This is a genomic window from Aeribacillus sp. FSL K6-2833 (genome assembly GCF_037965815.1).
GTDB classification, from domain to species: Bacteria; Bacillota; Bacilli; order Bacillales; family Aeribacillaceae; genus Aeribacillus; species Aeribacillus composti.
In genome coordinates this window covers 1617406-1630708 of sequence record NZ_CP150189.1, presented here as the reverse complement: position 1 = coordinate 1630708, position 13303 = coordinate 1617406, and the positions used below count along the sequence as shown (strand labels likewise).

The 13303-nt window shown below is 40.2% G+C and carries 12 protein-coding genes; 1 reads left to right on the top strand and 11 read right to left on the bottom strand.

The genetic code is table 11. The features are described 5' to 3' along the window. Nucleotides 1-30: 30 nt before the first annotated feature. From recG to NSQ94_RS08120, 3 genes are all read right to left on the bottom strand, one after another. Nucleotides 31-2076: an ATP-dependent DNA helicase RecG gene (recG, locus tag NSQ94_RS08130; protein WP_339230536.1), complete on the bottom strand. Its 2046-nt coding sequence runs from the start codon at nt 2074-2076 to the stop codon at nt 31-33. A gap of 127 nt (nt 2077-2203) precedes the next feature. Then, a complete protein-coding gene (locus NSQ94_RS08125) occupies nt 2204-3871 on the bottom strand; it encodes a DAK2 domain-containing protein (protein ID WP_339192950.1) in 1668 nt (555 codons plus the stop codon). Between the two features lie 17 nt (nt 3872-3888). Further along, a complete protein-coding gene (locus tag NSQ94_RS08120; protein ID WP_063388443.1) occupies nt 3889-4251 on the bottom strand; it encodes an Asp23/Gls24 family envelope stress response protein in 363 nt (120 codons plus the stop codon). A gap of 238 nt (nt 4252-4489) precedes the next feature. Here NSQ94_RS08120 and rpmB point away from each other — a divergent pair, with 238 nt between their 5' ends. Further along, a complete protein-coding gene (rpmB, locus tag NSQ94_RS08115; protein WP_063388444.1) occupies nt 4490-4678 on the top strand; it encodes a 50S ribosomal protein L28 in 189 nt (62 codons plus the stop codon). 681 nt (nt 4679-5359) lie between these two features. On the opposite strand, the gene spoVM is transcribed toward rpmB, so the two are convergent. The 8 genes from spoVM to fmt form a co-directional block, all read right to left on the bottom strand. Further along, a complete protein-coding gene (spoVM, locus tag NSQ94_RS08110) occupies nt 5360-5440 on the bottom strand; it encodes a stage V sporulation protein SpoVM (protein ID WP_063388445.1) in 81 nt (26 codons plus the stop codon). A 220-nt stretch (nt 5441-5660) separates the two neighbouring features. Beyond that, nucleotides 5661-6308 carry a ribulose-phosphate 3-epimerase gene (gene rpe, locus NSQ94_RS08105; protein WP_063388446.1) on the bottom strand — a complete coding sequence of 216 codons (648 nt, stop codon included), beginning with the start codon at nt 6306-6308 and terminating at the stop codon, nt 5661-5663. Between the two features lie 2 nt (nt 6309-6310). After that, complete coding sequence (gene rsgA, locus NSQ94_RS08100; RefSeq protein ID WP_311066239.1) at nt 6311-7195, bottom strand: ribosome small subunit-dependent GTPase A; 885 nt, start codon at nt 7193-7195, stop codon at nt 6311-6313. Nucleotides 7196-7213: 18 nt separating this feature from the next. Continuing rightward, nucleotides 7214-9181, bottom strand: a complete 1968-nt coding sequence (gene pknB, locus NSQ94_RS08095) for a Stk1 family PASTA domain-containing Ser/Thr kinase (protein ID WP_339230534.1) — start codon at nt 9179-9181, stop codon at nt 7214-7216. After that, complete coding sequence (locus NSQ94_RS08090) at nt 9175-9933, bottom strand: Stp1/IreP family PP2C-type Ser/Thr phosphatase (protein WP_339230532.1); 759 nt, start codon at nt 9931-9933, stop codon at nt 9175-9177. The genes pknB and NSQ94_RS08090 overlap by 7 nt, the downstream gene beginning before the upstream one ends. 4 nt (nt 9934-9937) lie before the next feature. Continuing rightward, nucleotides 9938-11002 (bottom strand): 23S rRNA (adenine(2503)-C(2))-methyltransferase RlmN, encoded by a 1065-nt coding sequence (gene rlmN / locus NSQ94_RS08085; RefSeq protein WP_339230530.1) that lies wholly within the window; start codon nt 11000-11002, stop codon nt 9938-9940. Further along, the gene (gene rsmB, locus NSQ94_RS08080) at nt 10999-12345 is read right to left on the bottom strand and encodes a 16S rRNA (cytosine(967)-C(5))-methyltransferase RsmB (RefSeq protein ID WP_066246553.1); all 1347 of its coding nucleotides are present in this window, start codon (nt 12343-12345) and stop codon (nt 10999-11001) included. The genes rlmN and rsmB overlap by 4 nt, the downstream gene beginning before the upstream one ends. Beyond that, nucleotides 12342-13277: a methionyl-tRNA formyltransferase gene (fmt, locus tag NSQ94_RS08075; protein ID WP_063388452.1), complete on the bottom strand. Its 936-nt coding sequence runs from the start codon at nt 13275-13277 to the stop codon at nt 12342-12344. The genes rsmB and fmt overlap by 4 nt, the downstream gene beginning before the upstream one ends. Nucleotides 13278-13303: the final 26 nt, after the last annotated feature.

Sequence of the window (13303 nt, the reverse complement as noted above, 5' to 3'; positions counted from 1 at the left end):
TAAGTTTGCAACAATGAATTCTTTTTTTGGCTAATCCAGCTTCTCTCCGCTCAACACTCCGGAAGCCTCTAAATCATCGCGGAGCGGCGCAAATTGTTCATCTTTCCAAAAAGCATCAGACTGAATCAGTTTGGCAGCGTCAGATCTCGCAGTTTCAAGCGCTCTGTAATCATGGACCATGTCGGCGATTTTAAACTCTGGTATGCCGCTTTGTTTTTTGCCGAAAAAATCTCCTGGACCTCTAAGCTCCAAATCTTTTTCAGCTAAACGGAAGCCATCATCTGTTTCCGTCATAATTCTCATTCTTTCTTTTCCTATTTCTGATTTCGGATCTGAAAGCAGTATGCAATAGGATTGCAAGTTTCCCCGTCCAACTCTTCCTCTCAGCTGATGGAGCTGGGCAAGACCAAACCGCTCCGCATCGTAAACTAACATGACCGTGGCATTCGGTACGTTTACGCCCACTTCCACTACTGTCGTGGAGACAAGAACTTGCACTTTATTTTCGCTAAAATCCATCATCACCTGATTTTTCTCTTCTTGTGACATGCGCCCATGCAAAAGGCCGATTTGAATTCTGCCCTGATAAAATTGAGTTAATTGACTGTGCACTGTCACAGCATTTTCAACATCCAAATTTTCCGATTCTTCAATTAACGGACAAATCACATACGCTTGATGGCCCTTTTTCACTTCTTTTTCAATAAATATTAGAATTCGGGTTAACATTTCCGGCCGAACCCAATATGTTTTTACCTTCTTTCTTCCGGAAGGCATTTCATCAATGATGGAAACATCCATTTCGCCAAATGCAGTTATAGCAAGAGTTCTTGGAATAGGAGTTGCCGTCATAAATAACACATCTGGGAATTCTCCTTTTTCCCGCAATATTCTTCGCTGATTGACGCCGAACCGATGCTGTTCATCCGTAATCACAAGCCCTAAACGGCAAAAATTCACTTCCTCCTGAATAAGGGAATGCGTCCCTATGATCATGTTAATGTCCCCGGATTTCAACTGAAGAAGCAGTTCTTTTCGTTTTTTCCCTTTGATTGAGCTTGTTAATAAAGCGATGCGGACAGACGTATGCGAAAAAAGATTTGACAATGATTTCGCATGCTGCTCAGCTAAAATTTCCGTTGGAACCATCAATGCCGCTTGATAGCCGCTTAACACAGCGGCATACATCACAATGGCAGCAACTGCGGTTTTCCCTGATCCAACATCTCCTTGAAGAAGGCGGTTCATCCTGTAGGGTGAAGACATATCGGATAAAATTTCCGAAACGACACGCTTTTGTGCGTTTGTTAATGAAAAAGGAAGCGTGTCGATAAAGGATTGCAATTCTTTTCGATCAAAATGATGAGAAATTCCTCTTGAGGAAGACCTGCGAAAATGTTTAATCGCCTGCATTTTCAATTGAAATAATAAAAATTCTTCATAAACAAATCTTCTTCTTGCCTGTTTCAGTTCATCGGCATTTTTGGGAAGGTGCATGGCTCTTACCGCTTCTTCTTTCATCGGCAATTTATATCGCTTCCTGAGCATTTCCGGCAAATTTTCTGGAATAAAACTGGAATACGACTGGATGGCGGTCCTGATAATCCGTTTTAGCTCTGAAACAGTCAGCTTTCCGCGGACTGAATAAACGGGTTCTACTTCTTGATTTTGCTTATGAGGCCCAAAATGAATCTGTTGAACATTGACAGTTTGCCGATTGCGGTCCCAAATGCCAGAGACGGTAACAACCTGATTGATGGCAAGCTTCTGTTTGTAATATGGTCTATTAAAACATACTGCAGTGACAACATAACGGCCGACAAGCAGGCGAAAGGAAAGACGCGACCGCTTCTTTCCGTAATAGGTCAGCAATGGCTCGCTGTAAACCTTTCCTTCGACTGTCACTCTTTCTTTATGCTTCACTTCAGCAAGATCCTTTAAACGGTTGTCTTCATAGCGATTAGGAAAATAATAAAGCAAATCAGAAACAGTATGTATTCCCATATCATGCAGCAAACGTTCTGTTTGTTCTCCTACCCCTTTAACCGCTGTGACCGGTTGTAGCAATTGGTTCATGTTCTGTTTGCAGCTTTGAACTTAGCCGCGGGAAACCTCCTTTAAAACCGTTTGAAATATCGATATTTAGTTTACCAAAAATACTTAAACCGTGAAATAAAAAGAGGAAGGCCGAAGCCCTCCTGCTCTACTCAACTGAAAAAATATAAGAATATAATGGCTGATTTCCATTATGAACCTCAATTTCGATATGTTTATAATGATTTTCAACATGTTGGACTAATTGGTCTACTTCGTTTTCGGATGCATCTTCTCCTTGGAGAATCGTCAATATTTCATCCTCTTCATCGATCATTTGATCCAACAACTTTTTGGCAGCTTCAAGCTTGCTTTTATCTTTTGCGACGATGGTTTTCTCGTAAATCCCCATGAAGTCTCCTTTTTCTATCGCAAGTCCTTCAATACTTGTATCCCTTACAGCATATGTGACTTGTCCTGTTTTCACATTCCTGCTTGCTTCCTCCATCGCCTTTACGTTTTCCTCTAAACCGAGTTCAGGATTGAAAGCCAGCAGGGCGGATAATCCTTGAGGAACGCTTTTCGTTTCAATGACTCTTATATTTTTATCAGTTATTTGTGCTGCTTGATTGGCTGCCATAATGATATTGGAATTGTTCGGCAAAATAATAATATTCTCTGCGTTCAACTGTTCGACAGCCTTTACAAAATCTTCAGTACTTGGATTCATCGTCTGGCCGCCTTCAATAATTTTTGTTGCACCAATTGATGTAAAAAGATCGGAAATTCCCGAGCCCATGGCAACCGCGATAATTCCGTACTTTTCATTTTTGGGTGCCGCCGGTTCAGTAGATAATACATTTTCCGTTTGATTATTGACAATTGTACTATGCTGCTCGCGCATGTTTTCAATTTTCATATTCAATAAGCTGCCGTAGCGCTGCCCGTATGTCAATACCTCGCCAGGTTGTTCAGAATGGATATGTACTTTGACAAGTTCATCATCGGCAATTACTAAAAGCGAATCTCCGAACCGGGATAAATCTTCGCGAAATTTCTTTTCAGAAAACGGCTCTTTTTCTTTTTCAAACCGAACCATAAATTCTGTACAATATCCATATTTAATATCTTCTGTATTAATATGACTTTGTGCATTTTTATGATGCTCTGCACTTACCAGTTTGTCCATCGAAGGAAGCTTAGGGGATTCGGAAATTTTCTCTCCCTTTAATTCTGCCAAAAATCCCTCGTAAATAAATACAAGTCCTTGTCCACCGCTGTCCACAACGCCCACTTCTTTTAGGACAGGCAGAAGCTCAGGCGTTCTCTTTAATGACTCCTTTGCTTCTTTTACCACTTCTTCCATAACAATTGTCAGATCATCGGTTGATTTAGCTGTTTTAACAGCTTTTTTCGCAGCATCTTTTGCAACCGTTAAAATGGTCCCTTCAACAGGCTTCATAACAGCTTTATAGGCAGTATCAACACCTGCTTGAAAAGCTTTAGCAAATTCATCCGCATTGATCGATTCTTTTCCTTCAACCGCTTTTGCAAACCCACGAAAAAGCTGGGATAAAATAACCCCAGAATTTCCACGCGCGCCCATTAACAGACCTTTTGCAAATGCTCCAGCTACAGAACCGATATTTGATGAAACATGTTTTTGTACTTCTTTCGCTCCAGCTGTGATGGATAAATTCATATTTGTTCCCGTATCACCATCCGGAACAGGAAAAACGTTTAACGCATCCACCACTTTCGCATTATTAGATAGATGATTCGCTCCTTGAATCACCATTTCCGCAAAGCGCTTCCCATCAAGCAAAGTATTGGCCACAAATGTTTCCTCCTTCTCTACGGATTCGTTACACGAACCCCTTGCACATATATGTTAATGGAATCGACAGATAATCCAAGAATTTGATTTAATGTATATTTCACTTTTGTTTGAACATTATGAGCAACTTCTGATATTTTTGTTCCATAGCTGACAATAATATACATATCAATATGAACGCTCTCTTGTTCTTGGCGGACGATCACTCCACGGCTGAAATTTTCTCGCCGTAAAATTTCTGAGAGTCCGTCTTTAATTTGATTTTTGGAAGCCATTCCGACAATTCCGTAACAATCAACAGCTGCACCGCCGGCAACTTGTGCGACTACATCATTCGAAATTTCGATCTGGCCATATTTCGTTTTTAATTCGATGGACATTCGAGTTCCTCCTTTAGCATACGTTCATTACAAACATTTTACTATATGATGATTTGGATTTAAAGAAATGTCATGGCTCCCTACATAATAAGAGCATTAATACATGATGATGTCAAGCGTAAATTCTTGAAAGTGAGGTGAATTTATATTGCAATGATCAAGGGTGTATGTTACATTATTATAGTATCTTGAAACATTGTCAAAATAGCAATTTCCTTGCAAGTTAGGAGGTATAGAAATGGCTCGTAAATGCGTGATTACTGGCAAAAAAACAAGCTTTGGCAATACACGCTCTCACGCTATGAACGCTTCAAGACGCAAATGGGGAGCGAACCTTCAAAAAGTGCGAATTCTTGTGAATGGAAAGCCAAAACGTGTATACGTTTCTGCACGTGCTCTTAAATCTGGAAAAGTTGAGCGTGTATAAAACAAAAGTTAGACGACAAGAGGTTGGATTATGATCAGAAGAAATCGGCGAATCCCGATATCTTCTGATCAAAAGTATTTCGAAAATAAGCGTTTAAAAAATCGGCGCTTTAACAAACTTCTGACCGTTTTGTTTCAATACTCTTTATTCACCTTTTGAAGCACTCCCAATGTCACATTTCTTCAAGCACATTCTTCTTTTTAGGCGAATTCTGCAACTTTAAAATCCACGTTAATATGAAATTTTTTCAAACTGCTAAAAAAACTACATAGGTTATTTACTACATATTAACGATCGGAATACATTCCACTTTCTCAAACAGTTTGCCTTGCCTTTCTTCAGCCCGATCCGTGTTCCTTTTGGCATACACAAAATCAACCGCATAAAGTCTACTTTAAATTAAAAAAATTCTTTTTTACACAAAAAAAAATGGAAGAAAAATGAGGCAGCTTTTTAGTATTGAAGACAAAAACCCCTGCCATTTACTGTATTTGTTGAAAGTTTGCTAAAAACGAAGGCAACATGCACTTAATCGGTGTCCTCTATTATTTTTTCCAGTTGAAGCCGAACATTCTAACAGAATGGTAAATCCCCACAATATAATTTGGTATAAAAAAAGCTTGTAGAGTTCACACCATTTGGCTTTGTCTACAAGCAGAAAGCACCTTGATAGGTGCTTCTTTAATCTTTCTTAAATGAACCGAGCATTGCCCGTATAATTCCTCCTAAAAACCTCGGAAGCTTAATTGTATAAAATCTCATTTATATTTACCCTCCCCATGAGAAATCTAAAAAACGTCTATAAGTAGCATATTCATCATCCGTATTTTAGATACTAATTAGAACGTCTTCATCAACTTTTCTTACAATATCTTTATGCATGAAAAAAATAAAAAAGTACTTGACATCTATTGAAGAATCGACGTAAAAATGAAAAATTTTTTCCTTTAAATGTGAAAAGAACCGCATATAAACGGTTCTTTCACATTCCTCTTATAGATTTGATCGCTTGCTTGCGATCTTTTTCATTATAAATGGCTGATCCTGCCACAAGCACATTTGCTCCAGCTTCCACACACAATTTGGCTGTTTCAGCGTTGATGCCGCCGTCCACTTCGATCTCAACTTGCAAATTTCTTTCTTTCAAGATGCTGGAAACTTGCTGAATTTTTTTGATGACTGATGGAATAAACGCTTGTCCGCCAAATCCAGGGTTAACCGTCATCAAAAGCACGAGATCAACATCTTCTATTACATGCTCGATCATCGATACAGGAGTATGTGGATTTAAAACAACACCTGCTTTCACTCCATTCGATTTGATTAAATGGATCGTTCGATGAAGATGCGGGCAGGCTTCCGCATGAACGGACAACAAGTCGGCTCCTGCTTCAACAAAAGCAGGAATATAACGATCAGGCTGTTCAATCATTAAATGAACATCAAGCGGCAGCTTGGTCACTGGGCGGATCGCTTGCACAATGAGCGGACCGATCGTAATATTCGGCACAAAGTGGCCGTCCATCACGTCAACATGAATGTAATCCGCTCCTCCTTTTTCCACATCAATAATTTCTTCTGCCAACCTAGAAAAATCTGCGGATAAAATCGAAGGTGCAATTTTAACCATGTTCAATACCTCGGCTTTCTTTCTTTTATCTCTTCTAAAAACTGAAGATAATGTTCGTACCTGTAGGAGGAAATATCGCCATTTTCAACCGCTTCTTTAACGGCGCATTTTGGCTCCTTCTGATGAAGACAGCCTCGAAATTTACATTGAATGCTAAATTCTTTTATCTCTGGAAAGCAATTCGGCAAGTCATCAGCTTCTATACCCGTAAACTCCAGCGAACTAAATCCGGGCGTATCGGCGACTAGTCCCCCTCCCAATGAAATGAGCTCTACATGTCTCGTTGTATGCTTTCCTCTCCCCAAATGATCGGAAATTTCTCCTGTCTTCAATTGCAAACGGTGATCCAGGCAGTTCAACATGGAGGATTTGCCAACTCCAGATTGCCCGGCAATCACTGAAATGCTGTCTTTTAAATAAGGAATGACCTGTTTAACTGTTTCAGGCTCTTTTGTAGTCATCAAAAAGACAGGATAGCCAATTTTTTCATAATCTTTGGCAAACTGACGAATCTTTTCATCTATTACATGATCTGCAATTAAGTCCATTTTTGTAATACAAATGATCGGGCGAATGTTTTTGGCTTCCATTAACACCAAAAAGCGATCCAGCAGCTTGGCACTAAAATCTGGACTTACAGCGGAAAAAACTAAGATCCCTTGATCAATGTTTGAAATGGGCGGACGGATCAATTCATTCTTTCTATGCAAAATTTCTAGAATGTAGCCTTCTTTTTCATTTTCCGCCTGAAAAATAACTTCATCTCCTACTAGAGGGGAAATTTTATTTTTTCGAAACACCCCTCTTCCCCTGCATTGATAAAGCTTATTTTCAGCCAATACGTAATAAAATCCGCTTAACGCTTTAACAATTTTGCCTTTTGGCATACATGACCTCCTTTTTCATTAATTTTCAGGATAAGGAACTGTTTCAGTTTTCACCACTTCATTATTCAGCAAAACTTGATAATAAGCGGATTGACCAGGTTGAATCGTCAGCTCAATTTTCTTTTTGGTAGGCTTTGATATTTTAAATGTTTCATAAGGTTCACCGATAGAATGCTCAGCATCATTGATATAAATACCCACTTCCGCTTCTTCGCCGTGAATTTCGGGATCAAACGGGATCTCTACTTCACGGACGACTTTTTTGTCCGGCTTTTCTTCCGGACCTAAGGAAATAACCACTTCTATTTTTTCGCCTGGAAGCACTTTTTTTCCTGCGCTCGGTGATTGGGAAATCACTTGACCGGCAGGAACTTCATCGGAATGTTCTTCTTTCTTTGAAAAAGATAAACCTTCTTTTTCCACATAGTCCTTAACAGCTTCTTCTGTGTATCCCGTTAAATCTGCAAGGGTGATTTTTCTCGGTCCTTTGCTCACGGTTAATGTAATTTCATCTTCATCAGGAATGAGTTCTGCTCCCTCACTCGGAGATTGGTCAATGACAGTTCCTTCCTCTTCACCGCTATATTCTTCCAATACTGTAATGTTGGAAAATCCTTTTACTTCAAGGAGCTGTCTTACTCTCTCGATATCCTTCCCGATATAATTATCAAGCGTTACCTTTTTCTTGCCTGCACTTTCATAAATGATAATAGAAGAACCTTCTTCTACCATCTCTCCTGCTTCTGGTTCTGTCCTTATGACATATCCTTCTTCAATTTCATCGTTTTCCAGCAAAATCGTGTCTTTGACATCAAATCCTTCCTTCAGCAATTGGTTGACAGCTTCCTCATATGTTTTCCCTCTCACATCAGGCACTTCTACATCTTTTGGAAGGATTAGTTTAGGAAGAACGAGAAGTGCTAAAATGATGGCTATGATGACTACAGCTGTCGCCATCCATAACATTTTCAGCCATTTTCTTTTTTTCTTAGGGCTTACAATATTTTCATGCTTTTGTTCCTTTTCTGCTCCCGACGGCTGCCGATCCTTTGCATGATGAATGATTGTTTGTTCCCCAGTTTCAGGTATATCATGTAAAACAATCGGATGGGTGATCGTTTTTTCGTCGTTATCAGGTATTTCAAATTTCTTTTCATCTAATCTGTCTGTATTAAAGGCAGTGCGAATATCTTCTCCCATTTCTTCCGCAGAGGAATAACGGTGAAGAGGGTCTTTCGCCATCGCCTTTAAAATAATATTTTCGACGCTTTGGGGGATCTCAGGGTTCCATCTCTTTGGAGACGGAGCTTCTGATTGCAAATGCTTTAAAGCGATTGATACGGCCGATTCCCCGTCAAAAGGGAGCCTGCCTGTCAGCATTTCATACAGGACGATGCCGAGCGAATAAATGTCAGATTTTTTTGTTGCAATCTGACCTCTCGCTTGTTCAGGCGACAAATAATGTACAGAGCCCAGCACGGAATTAGTGTGGGTAATGGTTGTTGATGTCAGGGCCATAGCAATCCCAAAATCGGTCACTTTAATGTTCCCGAGGTTGTCAATAAGTATATTGTGCGGCTTTATATCTCTATGGACAATTTGATTTTCGTGTGCGTGAGCAATGGCTGATACGATTTGCTCCATTAAATTTAATGCTTCTCTAGGATGCAAAGGTGCATTTTGCTGGATGTACTGCTTTAACGTCTTGCCTTCCACATACTCCATCACGATGTAGTAAATGTTATCTTCTTCGCCGACATCGTAAATGCTGACGATATTCGGATGGGCAAGGCTTGTTGCCGATTGTGCCTCTCTCCTAAATCTTCGTATAAACTCATCATCATCTGAAAAATCTAATCGTAAAATTTTAATGGCAACGTCGCGTTCTAAAATAATGTCTCTTGCTAAATAAACGTTTGCCATTCCTCCTCCGCCAATCACTTTCAAAATTTTATAACGGCCGCTAATCCGCTTGCCGATCAGCATGTTCCATCACTCTCGTGGCTGATGACATGTTTATAAATAATGACAGAAATATTGTCATCGCCGCCGTTTTCATTTGCTAGCCGTATTAATTCCTTCGCTTTTTCTTCCAGTGATTGGTCGGATGATAAAATTGATTCCATTTCATGTTCCTGCACTTTATTCGATAAACCGTCAGAACAAAGAAGCAAATAATCGTTTACTTCTAGGCCGATTGTTTTAATATCTGCATCGACAGATTGTTCTGTGCCGAGAGCTTTCAATAAAATGTTTTTTCGCGGATGCTCTTTCGCATCCTCTTTTGAAATTTGTCCCGATTTCACAAGCTCGTTCACTAATGAATGATCATCGGTAATTTGAGCAAAACCGGCTTTATTTAACAAATAGCATCGGCTGTCGCCAATGTGGGCGATTGTAGCAAAGCTTTCAGTACAGATGGCGCCGACAAATGTCGTGCCCATTCCTTTACATTCCTTATGTTCATTCGCATATGTCAAAAGTTCTTCGTTGACTTCGGCAATATGATCGTTTATCCAGCGCTCCGCCTGCTCGGGATGTTCCATTTTTTCCGCTTCGTTCCAGCTTTTTTCAAAATGCTCGATCGTCATTCTGCTTGCGACATCGCCTGCGAGGTGGCCACCCATTCCGTCAGCCACGACAGCTAAAATTTGCCCGTGTCGGTTAAGAATGGCACTTGCGGCGTCTTCATTATGGGTTCTGACCTTTCCTTTGTCAGTAAAAACAGCGGTTTTCATTTATTCACCTCGTCTCTATTTTTCGCTCTTTTGCCCTTAACTGTCCGCAAGCTGCATCAATATCGTGTCCATGTTCTCTTCGGATCGTGACATTAATCCCTTGTTCCTTTAATGTCCGTTCAAATCGAAAAATTTGATCTTTGCTCGTGCGAACATAATTCCGCTCCGGAACATAGTTGACTGGAATTAAATTCACGTGGCATTTTAAATCTTTTATTAGCTCAGCAAGCTCGAGTGCGTGCTCCACTTGATCATTTACGCCTCCAAACAGTCCGTATTCAAATGAAATTCGCCGCCCTGTTTTGTCAATATAATATTTGACTGCCTTCATTAAATCAGGAAGCTTAAAAGCTTTATTGATCGGCATTAGCTTTGTGCGCAGTTCTGTATTCGGTGCATGGAGGGAAATAGCTAAATTGATTTGTAAATTTTCATCAGCAAATTGATAAATTTTAGGGATAATTCCGCTCGTTGAAACAGTAATGTGGCGGGCGCCAATGTTCAATCCTTTTTCGTCGTTGATGATTTTTAAAAATGACATCATTTCTTCATAGTTGTCAAAAGGCTCTCCAATCCCCATTATGACGACATGGCTGACTCGTTCGCCGATTTCATCTAAAATTTGCTGCACTTTTATGACTTGAGCTACGATTTCCCCCGCAGATAAATTTCTTTTTAATCCACCTAATGTGGAAGCGCAAAAGGTGCACCCGATTCGGCAGCCAACTTGTGTTGTCACACATACTGAGTTTCCGTAATTATGCCTCATTAACACCGTTTCAATGGAATAGCCGTCATGGAGCTCAAACAAAAATTTCATCGTGCCGTCTTTTGACGTTTGCTTAACAATTGTTTTCAATGTTGTCAAATCGAAATGCTCCGCCAATGCTTCCTTCAATGACTTTGGCAAATTGGTCATTTCATCGAAAGAGGCAGCGCGTTTTTTATACAGCCAATCAAAAATTTGTGCTGCTCGAAAGCCTTTTTCTCCTTGTTGTTCAAGCCATTCTTTTAAATCGGAATATTTTAACGAATAAATAGATGGTTTTACTTGCATCTTGTCCATCATTGTACCTTCCTTCTCAAAGCCGCGATAAAAAATCCGTCGGTATTGAAATATTGCGGCAAAATTTGCACAAAGCCGTTTTCGACGTATTGTCGAACTTTTTCCGGCATTCGATCTTTTAACGTCTCATCCAATTGAAAGTCATCATGCTCCTTTAAAAAATATTTTATCATCTCCTCATTTTCTTGTTTATCTATTGTGCAAGTGCTATAAACAAGCAAACCTCCAGGCTTCACCAAATCAGCTACGGAAGCTAATATCTTTTTTTGCACTGATGTTAAAGAAAGAATATCTTCTTCTGTTTTCGTATATTTTATTTCCGGTTTTTTTCTTATGACACCGAATCCGCTGCACGGTGCATCCACTAAAATTTTATCGAAGCTGTTTGGCGGAAAATGCTCCGAGGCGTTGCGGCTGTCCAGCACTTTTGCGTTTACATTCAAGAGCCCAAGCCTTGATGCTTGCTTTTCGATGAGCTGGATTTTATGCTCGTGCAAATCTAGGGAGACGACTTTACCCGTATTATTCAAAAGCTCTGCAATATGAGTTGACTTCCCTCCCGGAGCTGCACATGCATCCAAAATTTGCTCTCCTTCTTTTACATGTAAAGCTAGCGAGACGAGCATCGAGCTTTCATCTTGAATGGTGAACCAACCTTTTTGATAGAGGCTCGTATTCGCTAAATTTCCTTTTACAGCTTCGATGGCCTCATCAACCAGCTTTCCCTTTACCGCCTTTATTCCTTCTTTTTCCAAAGCAGCGATCGCCTGAGGAACTGTCGTTTTCAGCTTGTTCACTCTAGCTGTCTGTTTAGCATGCAAAAGCTGCGAGGATAATATATTTTCCGCAGTCTCAAACCCGTATTGACTCGCAAGCCGTTCGACAAGCCATTTCGGAGCGCTTGTCTTTACCGCTGTACGCTCAATCGGATCTTGTATATCTTTAATGGTAGGGAGGCCTTTTCGTTGTATATTTCGCAAAACACCGTTTACTAGAGCCGCAATCCCTTTATGTCCTCTCTTTTTGGCGATTTCCACTGCCTCATAAAGAACCGCGCGGTCAGGAATCCGATCTAAATACACCATTTGATAAAGCGATATTCTTAAAAGCTGGATCACCCAATTGCTAATTTTTTTCTTTTTCTCTAGAAAATGCGATAAATAGTAATCAAGAGTCAGCTTCCGCTGGATGGTTCCGTAGACAAGCTCTGTCAATAAAGCAGCATCTTTTTGCTCCAATTTATATTTATCAATCCATGTATTTAGCAGCAGGTTGCTGTATGCTTGTTTTTCTTCGATGGCCACTAGTAAATCCATTGCTAGTTCTCTTGCATTTCGTTTTTTCATTCGAATGTCATCCCTATTTCAATTTGCGTTCCTCTTAAAAATTGCTCGCAACTCATTTTTTTCTTTCCGGACGGCTGAAGCTCAATAATTTTAATGGAAACGTCATTTCCTGTTGCAACAACGAAACCGTCCTTGTCGACGGAAACAATTGTTCCAGGCTCTGCTTGGTGTTCTTTCTTCACTTTTTCTCCCCACCAAATTTTAATCGTCTTTCCGTTCAAAACCGTGTAGGCAACTGGCCAAGGATTTAACCCGCGAATGTGGTTGTACACCTCTTCACCGCTTTTCGTCCAATCGATTTTTTCCTGTTCCCTTTGAATATTCCAGGCAAATGTGGCTTTCGTTTCATCTTGCGGAATTGGAGTTATGCTGTTTTCTAAAATTTTCGGTATCGTTTGTGATAAAAGATTGGCGCCTGCTTCGCTCAATTTGTCGTGCAATGTAGCAACCGTATCCCTTTCATCAATTGGAACTTCGACTTGTGTTAAAATATCTCCGGCATCCAGTTTTTCCACCATATACATGATCGTAACTCCCGTCTTCTTTTTGCCTTGCATGATGGCATAATGAATGGGTGCTCCGCCTCGCAGCTCAGGCAAAAGAGAAGCATGTACATTTATACAGCCATATTTCGGTGCGTCCAAAATCTCTTTTGGCAAAATTTGACCAAAAGCAGCCGTTACAATTAAGTCGGGTTTTAACGCCAAAATTTTTTCTATTTCTTCTTTGTGACGGATTTTTTCAGGTTGAAACACTGGAATGTTATGTTGTTCTGCCGCCACTTTTACAGGCGGAGGCGTCAATTGTTTTTTTCTTCCTTTCGGGCGGTCTGGCTGTGTGACAACCGCACAAACGTCATGACCGTCTTTTACGATTCGATTTAGCACTGGTACAGCAAAGTCAGGCGTGCCCATAAATATAATTTTCGCCATACATATCTCCCTTCTATTGTTTCCAA